This is a genomic window from Singulisphaera acidiphila DSM 18658 (assembly GCF_000242455.2).
GTDB lineage: Bacteria > Planctomycetota > Planctomycetia > Isosphaerales > Isosphaeraceae > Singulisphaera > Singulisphaera acidiphila.
On the sequence record NC_019892.1, the window covers coordinates 4,685,659 to 4,703,957 of the forward strand.

General features: G+C 65.1%; 18 protein-coding genes. 11 read left to right on the forward strand and 7 right to left on the reverse strand.

Translation table 11 applies throughout. The features are described from left to right. The first annotated feature begins 37 nt into the window (after window positions 1-37). Entirely contained in the window at window positions 38-2,959 is a 2,922-nt protein-coding gene (locus SINAC_RS18380) for an Ig-like domain repeat protein (protein ID WP_015247118.1), read from the forward strand. Window positions 2,960-3,501: 542 nt separating this feature from the next. Further along, window positions 3,502-5,064 carry a hypothetical protein gene (locus SINAC_RS18385; protein ID WP_015247119.1) on the forward strand — a complete coding sequence of 521 codons (1,563 nt, stop codon included), beginning with the start codon at window positions 3,502-3,504 and terminating at the stop codon, window positions 5,062-5,064. Window positions 5,065-5,259: 195 nt separating this feature from the next. Here SINAC_RS18385 and SINAC_RS18390 read toward each other — a convergent pair whose 3' ends face one another. From SINAC_RS18390 to SINAC_RS18400, 3 genes are all read right to left on the reverse strand, one after another. Continuing rightward, window positions 5,260-6,129 carry a pirin family protein gene (locus tag SINAC_RS18390; protein WP_015247120.1) on the reverse strand — a complete coding sequence of 290 codons (870 nt, stop codon included), beginning with the start codon at window positions 6,127-6,129 and terminating at the stop codon, window positions 5,260-5,262. A 66-nt stretch (window positions 6,130-6,195) separates the two neighbouring features. Then, a complete protein-coding gene (locus tag SINAC_RS18395; RefSeq protein ID WP_015247121.1) occupies window positions 6,196-6,807 on the reverse strand; it encodes an NADPH-dependent FMN reductase in 612 nt (203 codons plus the stop codon). Then, window positions 6,804-7,493 carry an isochorismatase family protein gene (locus tag SINAC_RS18400; protein WP_015247122.1) on the reverse strand — a complete coding sequence of 230 codons (690 nt, stop codon included), beginning with the start codon at window positions 7,491-7,493 and terminating at the stop codon, window positions 6,804-6,806. The genes SINAC_RS18395 and SINAC_RS18400 overlap by 4 nt, the downstream gene beginning before the upstream one ends. Before the next feature lie 134 nt (window positions 7,494-7,627). Here SINAC_RS18400 and SINAC_RS18405 point away from each other — a divergent pair, with 134 nt between their 5' ends. Beyond that, window positions 7,628-7,957 (forward strand): winged helix-turn-helix transcriptional regulator, encoded by a 330-nt coding sequence (locus SINAC_RS18405; protein WP_015247123.1) that lies wholly within the window; start codon window positions 7,628-7,630, stop codon window positions 7,955-7,957. Between the two features lie 432 nt (window positions 7,958-8,389). On the opposite strand, the gene lipA is transcribed toward SINAC_RS18405, so the two are convergent. From lipA to SINAC_RS18430, 4 genes are all read right to left on the reverse strand, one after another. Further along, window positions 8,390-9,343, reverse strand: a complete 954-nt coding sequence (gene lipA / locus SINAC_RS18410) for a lipoyl synthase (RefSeq protein WP_015247124.1) — start codon at window positions 9,341-9,343, stop codon at window positions 8,390-8,392. Further along, window positions 9,321-10,052, reverse strand: a complete 732-nt coding sequence (lipB, locus tag SINAC_RS18415) for a lipoyl(octanoyl) transferase LipB (RefSeq protein WP_015247125.1) — start codon at window positions 10,050-10,052, stop codon at window positions 9,321-9,323. The genes lipA and lipB overlap by 23 nt, the downstream gene beginning before the upstream one ends. Window positions 10,053-10,288: 236 nt before the next feature. Next, a complete protein-coding gene (locus tag SINAC_RS18420) occupies window positions 10,289-11,269 on the reverse strand; it encodes an SDR family NAD(P)-dependent oxidoreductase (RefSeq protein WP_015247126.1) in 981 nt (326 codons plus the stop codon). Between the two features lie 396 nt (window positions 11,270-11,665). Next, the gene (locus tag SINAC_RS18430) at window positions 11,666-13,045 is read right to left on the reverse strand and encodes a dihydrolipoyl dehydrogenase family protein (protein WP_015247128.1); all 1,380 of its coding nucleotides are present in this window, start codon (window positions 13,043-13,045) and stop codon (window positions 11,666-11,668) included. Between the two features lie 433 nt (window positions 13,046-13,478). Between SINAC_RS18430 and SINAC_RS38005 the strand changes: the two genes are divergently transcribed. From SINAC_RS38005 to SINAC_RS18465, 8 genes are all read left to right on the forward strand, one after another. Then, complete coding sequence (locus SINAC_RS38005) at window positions 13,479-13,961, forward strand: hypothetical protein (protein WP_015247129.1); 483 nt, start codon at window positions 13,479-13,481, stop codon at window positions 13,959-13,961. Between the two features lie 321 nt (window positions 13,962-14,282). Beyond that, window positions 14,283-15,398: a DUF1559 domain-containing protein gene (locus SINAC_RS18440; protein ID WP_154673897.1), complete on the forward strand. Its 1,116-nt coding sequence runs from the start codon at window positions 14,283-14,285 to the stop codon at window positions 15,396-15,398. Beyond that, window positions 15,388-15,798 carry a peptidase associated/transthyretin-like domain-containing protein gene (locus SINAC_RS18445; RefSeq protein ID WP_015247131.1) on the forward strand — a complete coding sequence of 137 codons (411 nt, stop codon included), beginning with the start codon at window positions 15,388-15,390 and terminating at the stop codon, window positions 15,796-15,798. The genes SINAC_RS18440 and SINAC_RS18445 overlap by 11 nt, the downstream gene beginning before the upstream one ends. Window positions 15,799-15,913: 115 nt before the next feature. Then, window positions 15,914-16,063: a hypothetical protein gene (locus SINAC_RS18450; protein ID WP_154673877.1), complete on the forward strand. Its 150-nt coding sequence runs from the start codon at window positions 15,914-15,916 to the stop codon at window positions 16,061-16,063. Window positions 16,064-16,106: 43 nt separating this feature from the next. After that, window positions 16,107-16,232: a hypothetical protein gene (locus SINAC_RS38875; protein ID WP_020467296.1), complete on the forward strand. Its 126-nt coding sequence runs from the start codon at window positions 16,107-16,109 to the stop codon at window positions 16,230-16,232. Window positions 16,233-16,284: 52 nt separating this feature from the next. After that, complete coding sequence (locus tag SINAC_RS18455) at window positions 16,285-16,902, forward strand: ferritin family protein (RefSeq protein WP_015247132.1); 618 nt, start codon at window positions 16,285-16,287, stop codon at window positions 16,900-16,902. Window positions 16,903-17,025: 123 nt separating this feature from the next. Next, on the forward strand, window positions 17,026-17,889 hold the full coding sequence (locus SINAC_RS18460; protein WP_015247133.1) for a dioxygenase family protein: 864 nt from the start codon (window positions 17,026-17,028) through the stop codon (window positions 17,887-17,889). A gap of 9 nt (window positions 17,890-17,898) precedes the next feature. Beyond that, on the forward strand, window positions 17,899-18,288 hold the full coding sequence (locus tag SINAC_RS18465; protein ID WP_015247134.1) for a lipocalin-like domain-containing protein: 390 nt from the start codon (window positions 17,899-17,901) through the stop codon (window positions 18,286-18,288). The last annotated feature ends 11 nt before the right edge of the window (window positions 18,289-18,299 follow it).

An 18,299-nucleotide genomic window follows, 5' to 3' on the forward strand; every position in this document is an offset into this window, starting at 1 on the left:
GGATGCAGCGGTCATTATCAGGCAAGGAGGCCAGTCCATGGCTCGACGGACCTTCCTCGGTCGGCTCGCTCGACAGGGCTTAAACTCTCTCCCCTCGAAGCGTTTGCCCAAAAAGGACTACCGGCCTCGCATCGAGTCGCTCGATTCGCGGCTTCTCCTTTCGACGTTCACCGTCACCAATCCCGCGGATTCCGGGCCGGGGACGTTGCGTGATGTCATCACGCAGTCAAATGCCGATTCGGGACAGCCCAACTCGATCCAGTTCAACCTCGAGGCCACGCAGCGAACGATCGCGCTGGCTACCCCGCTGCCGGTCGTGACCACGCCGGTAACCATCGACGGCACGAGCGATCCGGCCGCCCCGGATGTGGCCCTCTCAGGAGCGGCCGGCGCGGCGGACGGGTTGACGATCCTGGCGGCCAATTCGACGGTCAAGGGGCTGGATTTCCACAGCTTCTCGGGCACCGCTCTTACCTTGCAGGGCAACGGCATCGTCGTCCAGGGGAACGAGTTCGGAACCGCGAGTGACGGCACGACCCCCGCGCCGAACGGGACCGCGATCCGGATCACGGGATCGAACCAGAAGATTGGCGGTTCGGAGCCCGGCCAGGGCAACATGATCGCCTACAGTGGGACGGGCGTGCAGATCTCCGACCACTCCCACGACAATACAATTGCCTCGAACGCGCTGGTTGCGAATAACGGCCCTGCGATCGGGATCATGAATTCCGACCGGAACCGGATCACCGCGAACACGATCGCCAGCAATGCCGGGCCGGGTATCTTGCTGGATCCCAGGGTAGGCGACGTCGCTCCCAACGCCCTTCAGGCGGCCCCCGTGATCACGTCGGTGGCCGACGCCGGCAACGTCACGGTCACGGGAACCGTGCGAGGAGTGCCGAATACGGGCAATTACCGCGTTGAGTTTTTCGCCAGCGCGGCCTCGTCTCCCGGGGCCCAGGGAGACACGTTCGTCGGGGCGGTTACCGTGGAGACGGACGCGGCCGGCAACGCGCCGGTGTCGTTCTCGTTCACCCCGGTTGCCGGCAAATCGGTTGTGACGGCGACGGTTACCGACCCGTTGGGCAATACGTCGGCCTTCTCGGGTCCGAACGCGGCGCCCGTCAACATGCTGCCCGGCTCCCAATCGCTCGACCAGGACCAGCCCCTGGTTTTCTCGTACGCCAAGGGCAACTTGATCGCCGTGGCCAATCCGTTCCGGCCCGACAATACGTTTAAGATCGACCTGACGGTGAACAGCGGGACGCTCACCTTGTCCGGCCTGCAAGGCTTGAGTGGCACCGGCAACGGCACCGCCGCGTTGAGCTACACGGGGACGCTCTCGCAACTGAACACAGCATTGAATGGGTTGACCTATCGGCCGACCAACCCCTTCCCCGGCATCACCACGCTGACTCTGAATACGACCAGCCTGGACGGCCCTGGCCTGGGCGGGGCGCTCTCGAAGAGCGACAGCACGACGATCGACGTCCGGTCGATCAATAACCGGCCGCTCCTCAGCTCGTCGTATACTGTGCTCAACCAGCAGACGAACTCGGGATTGGTGCTCACGCCCACGCCCTACGGGCCGCGGAATGTCTCCAGCTTCCAGATCACCAACATCTCCCACGGGACCCTCTATCAGGCTGACGGCGTCACCCCGATCCGCAACAACGACTTCATCACCATTCAGCAGGCGGCTGCGGGTTTGAAGTTCACCCCGGACAATGGTTTCATCGGGGTGGGCAGCTTCAGCGCACAGGCCTCCCGCGACGGTACGACCAACGGCCTGGCCGGGCCCTCGGCGCTGGGCAACATCACGGTGAATCGCGTCGCGATCGCGACCACGCTCACCAGCAGCAATCCCAACTCGCTGCAAGGCCAGGCGGTCACTCTTCGCGCCGCAGTCAGCCCGGCCGTCGGCGGTTCGATCGTATTCCTTGATGGGGCGACCCCACTCGGAACCGTGGCGCTCGCCAACGGGGCCGCCTCCCTGACTCTGACGAACCTCGCGATCGGTACGCACTCGATCACCGCCTCCTACGTCGGCACCGAGGGGAATCCGCAAGGGATCTCGACCCCGGTCATCCAGACCGTGACCGGCGTCACGCCCGTCGCTGCGGCCACGACCACGACCCTGGGCAGTTCCGCCGCGTCGACGACGGTCGGCGTGCCCATCACCCTGACGGCCTCGGTCAGCCCGGCCCCCAACGGCGGAACCGTGACCTTCCTCGACGGAACCACGATCCTCGGCACCGAAACCGTCGTCGGATCCTCGGCAAGCCTGACGATCCCGGTCCTCACCGCGGGATCGCATACGATTACGGCCAACTTCAACGGCACGGCGAACCGGGCCCTCAGCCGGTCGGCGCCGATCACGGTGAACGTCCAGAATCCCTCACCCGGTGAATCAGGGACTCCGACACCCACTCCAACACCGACGCCGACGCCGACTCCGACGCCGACGCCGACGCCGACCCCCACGCCGACGCCGACGCCCACTCCGACCCCAACACCGACGCCGACTCCGACCCCCACGCCGACGCCGACCCCCACGCCGACGCCGACCCCCACGCCGACGCCGACCCCCACGCCGACGCCGACGGACAATGGCGGTGGCATTCACACGGCCATCAACCAGGTGGGGACCAGCACCACGGTCACGGTCGAACTGCTTCGTCAACGTCGCAAGCAGTACGCGAAGATCACGGCCCGCGTGTCACCGAACCAGGTGGGGAGCATCCCGTCCGGTGGAACGATTACGTTCTTCGGTCCGAGCGGCCCGGCGCAACAGGTGCCTTTGGTCAACGGCGTCGCCGAACTCAACGTCCAGGTCAGAGGACCACGCCCGAAGGGAAGTGTCCTCGCAGCCTACAGCGGAACCAACGCCTTCGGGGCGAGCCAATCGGCGATGACACCCCTCTTCGTTCGGACGCCACGTCGATTCCTGAGAATGTGAGTGCCTGAGGATGTGGTGCTGAAAGGAAATGAAACCGAGGCGTGGAGCACCACGCCTCGGTTTTTGCATTGCTGCGCAGAATATTTGGTTTGTGCCGGTTGTGTGGCGGGCTGTTGGGGAACGTTCTACGATGGTTTTGGGGCGTGAATCGATCAAAGTCTTGTCTGGGATCGCCACTTTCGGTGGCACATGACGTGCATTGACTGGAACTGTGTGCGGGTTGTAGGGGGTATTGTGATTGCGGGGATGGTCGTTGGGCGATCACTGTGGTCGTCCAGCAACCATGGGAATGACGGCCAGTGGCCATGGACGGTTGCCCCGATGCCTCATGCGGGGACTTGGTCGCAACAGCGCAAGCTCGGGCTCGACAAGGATCTCGATGCGGTCTGCCGCTCCATGCGTGCGTTTCGTCGCACATTCGGCACCGGACTTGTGATGGGAGGGAGCCGCGATCCCCATCACTCCGCTCGGGCCGTGTATCCACGATTGGCCCGGGTGAGGATAGGGGGGAATGGAATCTCTTCTCATCCTCGGGAGGCGGCATGCGAATCGGTATCAGTCTCTGCGGCGCGATGGCCTGCGCCCTCTTGGCGTCGACCCCGTCGACCCGGCAGGTTGTGGCGGCAGAGGCGGTCCGGCCGGTCCCTCTTGGCGGCATTTTGGGCGGCCAGACCGGTGACCAGTCGTACGGCGTCTACGTCCCGACCCGGCACGGTGGCATGCTTGCCGTCAGGGCAGGCACCTGCACTATCGAGGCGCTGACCGGCCCTGACGGCCGGCCACGCGTCAACGGCCAAGAGGTCGGCGGGGCGGACGCTCATGGCTGGTACACATTCAAAGTCACCGGCACAGAGCCGGGCAAGTCATATGCAGTCGAGACGGCCTTCGTGCAGGTCGGGCAGGCGACGCGGATGCCTTGGAATTACTACTATTGGCCGACGAAGGGCGACTCGATCCACGAGCCCTGGTCCGGCGGGAACGGGCGCGTCGACACCATGAGCCCGGCCGGCGACGACATCATGGTCGCCGCCTACGGTGCTCCGATCGCCCCGGGGCAGGACATCATCCTCCCTGGCCCCAACGGCCTGCTGGAGAGTCGACCAGCGCCCGGCGACACCTCGACCTGGTTCCCCAACCTCTATGACGACCTGACCTTCCTTGGGGCCGACGGCGTCCCGTATCAGACCCCCGCGCCCTTGCTTAAGTACGACCAGCTCTTCGGACTCTCGGCGCGGAGTTGGGAGGCGGCCTATAGCCAGACCCAGGGCATTCAGCGCTGGCCGGGGCACTGCCTCGGGGGCGCTATCGCCTCGATCATGTTGGATGAGCCGCGACCGGCGCCGGGTTCCGGACTGTCGCGAGATGAGCTGAAGGCACTCTGGGCCGAGTTAGGTGAGAATCACCTGAACCATCGGATCGGTGACAACGCCAACAACATCCCGGCCGGCCCGCCGCGGCCCGGTTCCGATCCGTGCGACCTGTACGTTCCCCGGTTCCACGCGATGCTCGAACGGCACATTCGTGCCCGCAAGCAGGCCTTGCTGGCGAACCTGCGCGCGTTCCCCCCCACCGGTGGGCAGGACGAGGTCTGGAACCACGGTGTCGGCAAATACACCGCCAGATTCCACGTTGTCCCAGGCGCGGGGGCGCGGCGGGTCCGGATCGAGCTGGAGTTGTTCGCCAACACGGGCTCGAACCTGAACGATCAGGATGCGAAGCCGCGACACAATACTTACGAGTATATTCTTGTATACGGAGCTGACGGCGAGGTGGATGAGACGGCCGTGGACCTCTGCGACTGGATGGCCGTGGGCGGCGATGCGATGTTTGCTCCGTTGAACATCCTGGAGGTTGCCGAGAGCCGCTGGCAGGGGCACAATCCCTTGGTCACCGAGGCGAATGTCCGCGCGCTCGACGCCACCAACGGCAGCAGCTCCAAGTTCACCGGCACGCCGCCGGTCTTCCGGCCGGTGGCAACGAATGAAGCGAGCCAGGCCCCCCTTGCCTTCCCCCCCATGGTCGGCGGCGATTCGACTCCCCCGCGCATGGCGGACGGCACCCCGGCCCCGCCGCGCCGGGGCCTGTTCCGCTTCGGCCGTGACTGAGCATCGGCCCGTTGCCTGAGCCTGTGGGGCTCAGCGTCAGGACTCTTCTCCATTTCGGGCTGGCCGAGCCCCGACCCGTCGCTTGGCCGGCCCGACTGTATTTCCCTCAGGCTCCCCGACCTCTGGTTGTAAGGATGGTTGGGCCGGCCGGGCGACGGCGAACGAGCCGGAAGTACCTCTGGTGGCATTCTGGGCTCATGACGGGGCGGCGAGGTGTCCCATCTTGCCGCTCTGATAGTCGCTGATCGCCTGGCGGATCTCCGCCTGGGTGTTCATCACGAACGGTCCGTAGCTGACGACCGGCTCGTCGATCGGCTCTCCGCTCATGACGAGGAGGGTCGAGTCTACTTGCGCCTCGACGGTGACCGCCCCCCCTTCACGATCGAAGACCGCGAGGTCGGCCTCGTCAGCCGGCTCCGTCCCGTTCATCATGGCCTTTCCCTTCAGGACCAGGACGAGGGCCGTGGACCCTGCCGGGAATTCCAGGTCCGTACGATGGCCCGCCTTGAGCCGGACGTCCCAGACGTTGAGCGGCGTGAACGTTTGGGCTGGTCCCTTCGTTCCGCGGAACTCACCGGCGATCACCCGTGCGGTCCCAGCCCCGTCGAGATCGATGACCGGGATCTGCCGGCTGAGGATCTCCTGGTAGCGAGGCGGCGACATCTTGTCCTTCGCCGGCAGGTTCACCCAAAGTTGGACCATCTCCAGGACGCCGCCCTGTTTGGTAAACGCCTGTTCGTGCCACTCCTCATGCACGACCCCGGACGCGGCCGTCATCCATTGCACGTCGCCGGGGCCGATCTTCCCGTGGTTGCCGGCCGAGTCGCGGTGTTCGAGCTCGCCCTGGTACACGATCGTCACCGTCTCGAACCCGCGGTGCGGGTGCTCGCCCACCCCACGCGGCTCGTCCGACGGCGGAAACTCGGCCGGGCCGGCGTAGTCCAGCATCAGGAACGGGCTGATCCACTCTCCGAGGGTCTGGGGCGAGAAGAGGGTACGGACGGGGAACCCGTTGCCGACCCAATGGGTGTCCGCATCGCGATTGACAGCGACAAGCGTTTTCATGTCCGTTCTCCTTGTGACTGCGGATTGCGTCCAGCCGCGAGCGATCACACCCAGGTGATACTGCCGTTATTGCCCCGGGAGGGCCGTTTCCTGGGATGTCGGTGTGCCGACGAATTCGACGAAGCCGTGGACGAATCGTTTGAGCTGCTCGCGAACCTTGTCGTCGGTGATTGCGCCCGAGGCGTCGAACACTTCGCCCGCCCGTGAGACGAGGAGCCGGCCGTCGAACCAGGGTTTGGTTCCGAGGTAACGGAGCACGGGCAGCCAGGCGTCCTGGCTCAAGATTGTGCCGAATCCACCGGGGCTTGCGCCGAGGATTGCCACCGGCTTGCGGCCGAACACCCGTTTGATGTCCGTTTGCGGGCGAGTTAGCCAGTCGATCGCGTTTTTGAACGGCCCCGGGATCGAATTGTTGTACTCCGGTGTGGCGAGGAGCAGGCCGTCCGACGCGGCGATTGCCTCTTTCAGGCCGGCCACTGCCAGGGGGATGCCCTCGGCGGCTTCTGCATCCGCGTCGTAGAGCGGAATCCCCCAGATCGTGTGGACGGACAACTCGACTCCAGCCGGCAACAGTTCCCCCGCCGCACGCAGCAGCGCGGTGTTGAACGAGCCTCGTCGCAGGCTGCCGGACAGTCCGATCAGTTTCACCATCATGCTCCCCTTCGTGTCGTCGATCATTTCTTTGCTTCGGCGGTTTCAAGGCGGTCCAGCTTGGTTTCCCGCCCGACCTTTTGCACGCTCTGCGCCTTATCATAGCTTTCCATCAGCGCCCGATAAGGCGGGACGATATGGTCGACCATGACGTCTGCGAAGTCCATTGCATCGGGCCGATTCCACGTCCCCATGAGTTCGGCGAGGACGGCATAGGTGTCGATCGGCATCGCGCCGGCCTGAGCGACGCGGGCGACCGTCAGGTCGGTCGCCATTTTGCTCCAGTTGCCGGAGGCGTCGACGATGGTGAAGACCTTGTAGCCAGCGACGAGGGCGCTGAGCGTGGGGAACGACATGCAGACGCTCGTGAGCGTGCCGGCGATGAGAAGGGTTTTGCGCTGGGTTTCCTCGATCGCCTTCACCCAGGCCGGGTTGTCCCAGGCGTTGATCTGGCCGGTTCGCGGGATATAGATTGCGTCCGGGTTCGACTGATGGATTTCGGGGATTAGCGGCCCGTTCGGCCCATCGGGGACCGAGGCCGTGGTGAAGGTCGGGATCTTGGCGAGACGGGCCACCTTCGCGAGTGCGGTCACGTGCGAGCGAAGTGTCGGAAGCTCGATATCTTTGACCAGTTGGAACAGCCCACTTTGATGATCGATCAGCAACATCACGGCATCATCGGGGTCGATCATCCACTTGTTCGCGTTGGCCATGGCTTTCTGCTCCCAAGGGGGCGGGGCCGGGTGAATGTGCGTCGGACTCCTTGACTTCTACATCGCTACTGGCAAAAGATCAAGAACGGGCACTCTTGTAAGAGAGTATCCTCCAGGATACTGAGGAGCCTGAAATGGCGACGGGCAAAGAGAAGGCTGTGAAGAAAGAGGTGAGCTGTCCCGTCGAAGCGACGCTCCGGGCCATCGGCGGGCGATGGAAGGTGCTCATCCTCCACCACCTCCTGGGCGGCACCAAGCGGTTCGGCGAATTGACCCGGGCGCTGAAAGGGGTTTCGGCCCGGACGCTCACCAAGCAACTGCGTGAGCTCGAAGCTTGCGGTGTGATCCATCGCAAGGTCTACCCGCAGATCCCGCCGATGGTGGAATACTCGCTCACGGCCGTCGGCAAGCAACTCGAACCCGTGCTCATGGCGATGCATGATTGGGGCGAAAAGCATGGATGACAAGAATGGTTTTATGGTAAATAAATGTTTTGCTGACGTGAGTGTATTTGTGTTTTTTTGTAATGCGAGCGATGAGCTTGTAATCCGCTCTGTCCTGATTTGATTGTTTCTGGGACCGTGGGCACCCCGCCCGTAATTGTTTTTATTTGATTGTATTTAAATAGAAGGTGATTCGAGAGCGGGCCGGTCGTCCGCGGTCCCAGGGGGATGACCTTCCTTGCTTCGGCGACTTGATCCATCGCCGACCGGCGCAGTCAGTGCCAAGAGGCCGCCTGCGATAGGGGCTCTTGGCACTGACTGCGCGATCACGTGTTGTCGGTGAGAAAATCCCTGACGACGTACGGCCACCCTTGTCGAGGTTGAAAAGCCAATTCGTCGGAAGGGGTTTTCCGGTCAATCGACCCAGGATCAACCCCTTTGGATGGGTGGCCGTCAGACTCTCGCTCCCATCTTGGCCATCTCGTCGGCATGGTAGCTGGACCGTACGAACGGTCCGCTGGCGACCTCGGCGAAGCCGAGGGTTCGGGCCAGGCGACCCAGTTCGTCGAATTCCGCGGGGGGCAGGTAACGGAGGACGGGCAGGTGGCGGGGGGAGGGTTGGAGGTACTGGCCCAAGGTGAGGAAATCGCAGCCGACTGCGCGGAGGTCGGCCAAGGTCTCGAAGAGTTCTTCGGTCGTTTCGCCCAGGCCGAGCATCAGGCCGCTCTTGGTGCGCACGTCGGGGCGTGAGCGCCGGGCGTGGTCGAGCACCTTGAGGCTGACGGCGTACTGGCTCTTGCGCCTGACGTGCTGCTGGAGTCGGGCGACCGTCTCGAGGTTGTGGTTGAACACCTCGGGGTTGGCCGAGAGGACGATGTCGATCGAGTCGGTCCGGCCGTCGAAGTCGGGGACGAGGACCTCGATCGTCGCGCCGGTGCGCTCGCGAACCGCCAGGATGCAGCGGCGGAAGTGATCGGCGCCGCCGTCGGGCAGGTCGTCGCGGGTCACCGACGTGATGACGACGTGTTTCAGGCCGAGCCGAGCGCAGGCTTCGGCCAGGCGGTCGGGCTCATCGAGGGCGACCGGTTCGGGGCGGCCGCGCGGCACGGCGCAGAAGCCGCAAGGGCGGGTGCAGACCTCGCCCAGAACCATGAAGGTGGCGGTTCGCCGGGTCCAGCACTCGGACCGGTTCGGACAGCGGGCGCTTTCGCAGATCGTTTCGAGGCCGAGCTCGCCGACCAGGTCCTTGGTGAAATAGGTTCCCCCCGCCTCCGGGATCGGCCGCTTGAGCCAGTCGGGCAGGCGGCGCCGCGGAGCCGACGTGGGCTCGGCGATCTCCGCGCCGGCCGCCAGGACGGGCAGGATCGGCAGGGCGGTACGCTCGTCAGGAGCTTTCAGCGTAGACATGGGAACGAACCTTCTGGCGGACCAATGGGTGGTGCGTGTAGATGTGATGCCGCTCGAGTCCGAACCGGGTCTCGAAATGGCGGATCAGGGCCTCGCGGACCTTCGGCATCGGGGCCGGACGTTGTCGTCTCGACTCCATGGACGTCTGGCGGAGTGGGTAAGGGCCGAAGCCGGGCTCGTCGATCAGGCCGAAGGGTTCAAGAAAGGCGCCCACGTTCAGGGTCAGGCCGTGGTAGGCGATCCAGCGGTTGACCGCGACGCCCACGGTGCCGACCCGAGAATGATCGATGAAGACCCCGTCGACCCCCGGATGAATCTTGCCTCGGAGCTCGAACTCTTGGAGGACGTCCAGCAGCGTGGCGTTGAGCCCGTCAATATAGCGGCTCAGGTTGAGGCCCAGGGGTTCGAGGGGGAGGACGATGTAGGCGGCCAGTTGGCCGGGCAGGTGAAAAATACAGCCGCCGCCCCGATTGACCCAATGGACCTTGATCCCGAGCGAGCGTAACCCTTCATCGTCCGGGACGAGATGAGCCCGGCTCCCGGACCGGCCGACGCTGATGGTGGGAGGATGCTCGCAGAGCAGGAGCGAGGCACCTCCTCGTTCCCCTTGCTCGTAGACGAGGCGACGCTGGAGTTGCTGGATGTCCTCGAAATCCACCAAGCCCAGCATGAAGACTTCGAGCGACGGAACCTGGGGGGAATGCTTCATCTCGCCACAATCCCCCGGCCGTGAAAATCCCGATACATTCAGGATCATTTCGACGTCCCGACCACTCCATCAATGTACCGCGACGACGAGCCACCGGGCAAGGTTGATCGCGTGTGCAGGATGTGCTCCTCCATGCGTTAAGTTAATAGGAGAGGAGCCGATCCGGTGGTCCTCACCGGCTCCTGACCTCGTTTCAGAGGCCGCCCCGCATTTGTGTGCGGTCCTTGCGCAATCGGTCAGCCTTGCGCCAACGCGTTGGGCAGGCATCCCATGCCAGCCAAGGTCTCGCGGACCGCGATATTCAGCGGCGTGCGGGGTTCGGTGCCGAGGACCTTGATGAGCCGCGCATTGCCCATATGGGTCGGGGTGGTCCACAGGTAGCGCATCTCCGCCAATTCGCGGAATAGCGGCACGAAAGGCGACAGCATCCGCATTGGCAGCCAGGGAAACCCACGCACGATGAGGCCCGGGTTGCCGCTCGCCTCGCGGATCGCCGCGATCATCTGCGTGCCGTCGGCATCCCAATGCCCTTCCATGTGGAAGATCGCGAAGGTCTCAAGCGCGTCCGCTCTCTCCAGAAGTTGCACGATCGTCTCGGCGACATCGGGCAGGTAGGCCCATTGATGGCCGACGCCCCGTTTGCCCGGATAGCTCACTGCGGTCAACGGTTTGCCGGGCTTCACGAGACCTTGAGAGAACCAATTATTGGCTGCCTTCGGGCCGAAGAAATCGCCAGCGCGGACGATCAGGACCGGCGTGCCCGCATCAGCGGCGGCACGCAACCGGCGCTCCATCTCCACCCGAATGCCGCCCTTGACGGTGACCGGATGCTGTGGCGAGTTCTCGTGTAGTTCGGGAAAGGCGTCCGGCCCGAAATTGTAGACCGTGCCTGGTAGGACGATCCGTGCACCAGTCGCGCGGGAGGCGGCGATCGTGTTGTCCAGCATCGGCAGCACCAGTTCGCCCCAATTGCGGTAGCCGGGCGGATTGACCGCGTGGACGATGACGGAGGCGCTGTTCGCGGCCGCTGCCACATCGGCTGCGGACATCGCGTCCCCCTGGACCCAATGGATGCCCGAAGCTTTCTCCGCCGAGGAAAGCCGGTCCGGATTGCGGTTGAGCGCTTTGACCGTCCAGCCTCGGGCGAGGAGGCGGCGGGCCACCTCTCCGCCAACGCCGCCGGTAGCGCCGAGTACGAGAGCCGTTTGATGGGACAAGATTTGCTTCCTTCGTTTGGGATATAACGAAGATGAAAATTTATATGTTAGACAGGATTGCCGAAAGCACAGGCCCTTCCGAGAGTGTTTTCCGATGCCCAATCGCCGTCGCCGATCCTTCACGCCTCGGTTCAAGGCCCAGGTCGTCCTGACGCTCGCGGCCGACGACCCAGTCCGCCTGTACCGTGCCGGCCGCCGATGAGGGGCGACTTCGGCGTGCGCTCGCGCGGTGGCCGACCTCCGGCCACCGCAAGCCGGCGGCAATGATCCGTCGCGAGAGCTGGTCCGTCAACGCCAAGCGTGTCCGTCCATTCAGCGGTGTGCGATCTGCGCAGTAGGCGCGCTCTCGGTTCGCCCGCCCGCCGCGGCCTTTGGCGACTCCGGTCAGCTCGGACGTCATCCCCGCGGCACCGACGAGAACAGGCCGGCGAGTCCCTCGGCCATCGTCGGGTGGGTCAGGATTGCGTCCCGCAGCGCTGTGTAGGGCAGGCCGGCGAGCATCGCGACCTGGACGACGGCCATGACCTCGCCGGCCTCGGCCCCGAACGCGGTGAACCCGAGGATGCGGTCGCCCCCTTCCTCGATCAGAGCCTTGAGGAAACCCCGCGTTTCGGAGAGCGTCTGGGCTCGAAACACGGCCTCCATGGGGACCTTGGCCAGACGGTAGCCGACGCCGCGCTCCCGGGCCTCCCGCTCGCTCAGCCCGACGCGGGCCAGCTCCGGGTCGGTGAACAGGCAGAACGGCACTTGCCGGCCGGTCGTCACCCGGTCCCCGCCGGTGAGGTTGGCCAGCACCACGCGGAAGTCGTCCTCGCCGATGTGCGTGAAGTACGGACTGCCGGCGCAGTCGCCCACCGCCCAGACACCCTCAGCGGTCGTCTGGAGCCGCTCGTCAACCTTGACGTGCCTTTTTCCGTCCGTCTCGACCCCCACCTTCTCCAGGCCGATGCCGTCGGTGTTCGGCGTGCGTCCCCCGGCGACGAGTAGGTGCGTCCCCTCGATCCCACCGTGGCCCGTGTGGAGGCGGACGGACTCGCCGGATTGCCCCTCGACGCGATCGACGGCGGTCCGGGTCAGAACCTCGATCCCCTCGTCACGGCAGAGATGCTCGATCGCGTCGGTGACGTCCGGGTCCTCGCGGTGGATCAGTGCGCCGTTCCGTTCGACGACGGTCACGCGACTGCCGAAGCGTCGGAACGCCTGCGCCAGTTCGAGGCCGACGTAGCCGCCGCCGAGGACGATCAGGTGTTCCGGGAGCTGGTCCAGCTCCAGGGCCTCGACGTGGGTCAGCGGGCGAGCCTCCGCGAGCCCGGTGGTGTCGTCCATCCGGGCTCGTGACCCGGTGTCGATGATGACGGTCTGACCACGGAGCGTTCGGGTCCCGCCCGCGTTGAGCGTCACCTCGATCGTCTTCGGCGCGATGAAGCGACCGTCGCCCATGACGAGCTCAGCACCGCTCTCCCGGTACTTCTCTAGGTGGAACGCGACCAGCCCGGCCACCATCTTCCGCTTGCGGTCGCGGACGGCGGCCATATCGACCTTCCAGTCGCCGTTGGTGATTCCGAACTCGGCACCGCGGCGGAAGTAGCTGGCCACCCTGGCGCCGTGGATTACGTTCTTGCTCGGCAGGCAGGCAATGTTGGGGCAGGAGCCGCCGACGTATCGCCGCTCGACGACCGCCGTGCGTCTCCCTTGTGAGGCCAGCGTCCAGGCCAGGAGCTTGCCGGGCGCCCCGCTGCCCAGGACGACCACATCGTATTCCTCATAATGGGACATGACTTCCTCCGTCGAATGACTGCAACGCGGGTCACGAAGTCAGAGAATCAACACAAATGAAGCATACTCTCATCACGAAAAGGATCATACGGAACGGCCGACCGGCCAGGGCGCAAGGTTATTGAACGGATTTCCGACTCAAGAACACTAGCCCTATTTGCCGTCCAACCGGCAATTCCCGTGGCCTGCAGTGGCGACCGCATCACCACCAGTGGCGAAAATTTGACCGCCTGCGAAGCTATGCGCCCGCGAATCGACGGCGAAAACCGCACGAAACGGCTTGGCATGCTGGTTGCAATGCCCGGCCACCAGGCAACTGCCGGCCTCAGCAGTGAGTGATTTGCAGGCGGAGCCTTTCCGCTCAATCTCATCCCGGTTGCCGCATCGACACGGGAGTTGCTATGAAGTTATGCCTAACCGAGGTGTCACGCCGATGCGTTGCGTACTCCTTGACGCCCGGTCGGTCCACGCTGTCCTCCTCACCTGCCTGGTCGGGTGCGGCGGCCCCCGTAAGGCAGCCGTTTACCCCGTCGCGGGAACGCTTACGGTCAGCGGCCAGCCGGTGGCGAACGCGATGGTCGCCTTCCACCCGCTCGACCAGGCTGGCTCGCAGACGGCCCTGCCCGTCGCGAGCACCGGTCCGGACGGCACCTACCGACTGATGACCTACGCGGCCGGCGACGGCGCCCCCGCCGGCGAGTACGCCGTCACCGTCGTCTGGCCAGACGACTCGCAGCTGCGGGACGAGTGCGTGGATGATGTGGCGCACGACCGGTTTACGGGGCGCTACGCCGACCCGGCCAAGTCCCCTTGGCGCGTCACCGTCGGTCCCGGCACGAACGAGGTTCCGCTCCGGGCGGCCCCCCCGGACGGCGGTTGGTCCTTGCCGCGGATACGTGACACCCAGGGAAAGTGACAGGCCGGCCATGCTCCCCGAACAACCGCTGCGACCCCCCGTGGTCCTGATCGTCGACGACGAGGAGGCCATCTGCTTCAGCCTTGCGCGAGGTGCGGGGGTTCGGCGGGCAGCCGCTCGTCGCCGCCGACGGGGCCGCCGCGCTGGCCCGGGCCGATTCGGGGCGACGTGGCGAAGCCGTTCGACCTGGATTCGTTCCGCCGGGGCTGGAAATGCTGCTGGGCCGACACGACGAAGCGGGCGATGACCGACGAACCCGATGCGCCTGAGCACGACCGACCGCAGTTTGGCTTCATCCCTTACCGCAGAAAGGTGCTTGCAATGACGAGGTCCCTTCGACGACGCCGGTTTGGCTTCACGCTGATCGAGTTGCTGGTGGTCATCACCATCATCGCGGTGCTCATCGGGCTGCTGCTGCCGGCCGTGCAGGCGGCTCGCGAGGCCGCCCGGCGTGCCCAGTGCACCAACAACCTCAAGCAGATGGGCCTCGCCGTGCATTCCATCCACGACATCCAGCAGACGCTACCGAACATGAGCTTTTGCGGCGGCGGCTCCGAGGACACCAACCCGGGCATGCAGAACATCTTTTACCGCTTTCGCCACTACCCGGTGGCCTTCGAGCTGCTGCCGTACCTCGAGCAGGGCAACCTCTACAACCAGTTCAACCTCAACCTCGCCGCGACTTCCACCGTCCCCCCGGTGTCCGGCAGCCTGACCAACGCCCAACTGGCCAACGCCCCGTTGAAGGTCTTCCTGTGCCCGTCCATGCCGCCGCCGCTCAACCCGGTGTTCGCCGACTACGCGAGCTACGGGTGGAACCGCGGCAACTGCGACGTCCACTCCCCCGCCCAGGCTGGCGACATCTACAAACCGGGGCAGCCGTACGGGTTCACGCCCTCTGACTGGGTGTTCATCTCGAAGATGGACGCCGGCTTGGATTACGCCACCGGCCAGACGCTGGCGGCCAGGCACATCGCCGACCCGACCTGGTGGCAGCCTGACAGCACGTACAGGATCAATTTCCAGAGCATCACCGACGGCCTGTCCAACACGATCGCCGCCGGCGAGATGCACAACAACCTCAAGGGGTACACCACGACGACGGTGAACAGCGTGTCCATCGGCAGCACGCCGGTGGAGTCGGGCGGCCCGATCGCCTGGGGGTCCAGCGGCGGCGACTACTACAGCGAGGGCCGCACCACCGTGCCGATGAACACGCTGACCGGCCCGTACTACAACCGGAACATCACGGATCCGGCCGCCCTGCGCGACATCCTTTATAAGAGTCCGATTTACTCGTTCCGCAGTATGCACCCCGGCGGATGCAACTTCCTGCTCTGCGACGGGAGTGTGAAGTTCATCAAACAGACCATCAACATGAACACCTACAAGGCGCTCGGGAGCCGCAACGGCGGCGAGGTGATCGGTGAATACTAATCGCGTCGTGCTGGTCGCCCTCGTATGCGCGGCGGTGGTCGGGTGTGGCGGAGGCCTCTCGGCCCCTCGAACCGTGCCGACGTCCGGCACGGTGCTGTTCAAGGGCAAGCCGGCCGAAGGGGTGAAGGTGACACTCCACCCGAAATTCGACATGCAGTTCACCCCGAACGGGGTGACCGGCAAGGGCGGCCGGTTCATCTTGAGCACCGCGGCCCCCGTGGACGGGGCGCCGCCGGGCGAGTATTCGGTCACGTTCGAGTTGTTGCGACCGGGAGCCGATCAACGGGGGCTGGACACTGAGTTTGATGTCTGGAAGGGAAGGTACGCGAACCCGGACACAGCCCCGAAAGTGACCGTCGGTTCGTCGGCCACCACACTCGAACCGTTCCGCCTCGATTGAGTTGGCAGCCGTAACTGGAACCACGACCGGCACAGCACTTTCAAAGAGAGGGTGACGAGGCGCATGGGGGTTCCCAAACTCGGGTTTGAAAAGAACTTGAGCAGGAGATCCCGCCATGCGCCGAAGTATTGTACGATCACCCCGGCAGTCATCCACCAGACCGCCCGTCTGGCCCTTGAGGGGGGGCCTGCACTGGCCGGGCTACGGCAATCTGCGCACGGTCGCCGATCCGCTGAGCCGGACCACGACCTATTCCTTACGATGAGCTGAACCGTTTAACCGTCGTCAAGGACGCGCTCAACCGGCTGATGACCACGACCTACGACGCCGAAGGCCAGGTGATCCAGCTTGCCGACCGGCTCAACCGCATCACGACGATGACCTACACACGGCGAGGCTGGGTGGAGACCAGCTCGATCCGTTGGGGAATCTGACGACCTACACCTACACGGCGACCGGCAAGGCGGACACGGTCAGCAGTCCAGCGTGGATGGCCGCTACTCGACCATCGCGCGCACGACCACGATCTCCGAGATGCCGGCGGGCTACCTGACTGACAACGAATCGATCCAACTCCTGCTCGATCGTGTCACGATCTTGCAGAAGGAGATCTACCGTCTGATCCGTGCGACGGAGCAGAGTGACGCGCCGACGAGCAACAATCGCAGGACCTGGGGTACGCGGTGGACAAGAACCTGGGGCAGCTCCGTGCCCATCTCGAGCGCCCTGGTTCGGAGGGCGAATCCTTGCCCTGGATTGAGCATCGGTGAGCTGACCGGGCCGAAGATAGCGGGTCGGGCCCCCGTCATCCGTCGCGAGATTACGATGAAGGGGGCCGCCGCCATTTTTCGCGGGACTTCTTGGGGCAGCAAGCACCGCAGACCTCGAGGCGATCCGCGATCGGACCGGCGATGCTCCCCGCACCTGGAGGCAACGACGATGCGCGATCTCCTGCTCTGGATCTGGGTTGTGGACGGTACGCCGCCGGCGTCGGCCCTGATCCGGCGGGCTGTGGACGGGTGGCTCGACGCGACCCGCGCTGGGACGATTGCGCGGGGGCCCGCCGCCGGAGAACGACCGGTGAGTGATAGTGGGCTCCGGTAGAAAAATGAGTAAAATTAAGATGTGTGAATTATTGTGATGTGTTGCCGGCGAATCATGGCGGCCGTCACGTCGGCCCGGTACCTGGTCCATCCGATCGGGGCTGGGGCTTATCGGAGGTGAGGCATGTTGGGACGCAACACCGGAGATTCGATCACCGAACGGGCCGTCGGGGCGTATTCGCAGATCGCCGATCCCCGCCTGCGAGAGGTAGTCGCGGCCCTGATCCAGCATCTGCACGCCCTGGTCAAGGAGGTCCGGCTCACGGAGCCGGAGTGGGAGTTCGCCTGGGACTTCATGGCGAGGATGGCGGCCGTCACCGGCCCCGAGCGTAACGAGTTCCTCCTCTTGGCCGACGTCCTCGGCCTCAGCCAACTGATCGAGGTGATCGACCACGATCGGCCTGATTCGGCGGTCGGCTTCGCCCTGGTCGGCCCCTTCTACCGGGCCAACGCCCCGGTCCGGGCCAGGGGCGAGTCGATCGCCAGCCCCGACACGACAGGCGACCGGGTGCGCATCACCGGGCGGGTCTACGACCTGACGACAAGCGCACCGATCGCCGGAGCTACGCTCTCGACCTGGCAGGCGGCGACCAACGGCCTCTATGAGAACCAGGACCCCGCCCAGCCCGATTACAACCTGCGGGGCCAGTTCCACGCCGACGAGGCGGGCACCTACGAACTCGTTGCCCTGATGCCCACGCCCTACCCGGTGCCGATCGACGGGCCTGTCGGCGACCTGCTGCGGGTCGCACGACGGCACCCCTACCGGCCCGCCCACATCCATTTCATCGTCTCGCACCCCGGCTACGAGACGCTGATCACGCAGGTCTTTGTCGAGGGCGGCGAGATGGTGGATTCCGACGTGGTGTTCACCTCCGGCGCCAACATGCTCGGCCGGTTCGAGCGTGACGGCGACGGATACCACCTGCACTACGACTTCCAACTCCGGCCGGGCGTCTCGACGACGCCCAGGGCACCACTCCCGTAGGAGGCAGACATGGCGACGACGGATGACCCCCGCAAGGCAATCGTGGGGGCGTGGCGGCTGGTCCACTCGGTCGAGCACGGGCCGGGCGGTGTGCGGCGTTACCCCTTCGGCGAGGATGCCGTTGGCTACATCATGTACTCCGAGACGGGCGTGATGGCCGTGCAGATCGCCCGACGAGTGCGGGCCGGCGACGCCGAGGGCCGCCCCGATTACCTCGCCTACTTCGGACGCTACGAGGTGGACACGGAGAACCGGCTGGTTCGCCATCATCTCGAAGGGCAACTCCGTCCGGGCGACCTTTCCGACCTCCTGGAGCGGAGTTACGAGTTCTACAACGACAAGCTCTCGCTACGGCCCCGGGACGGCACGGACCGGGAGATTCTCTGGCAGAGGGCGTGAGACGGCCTCAT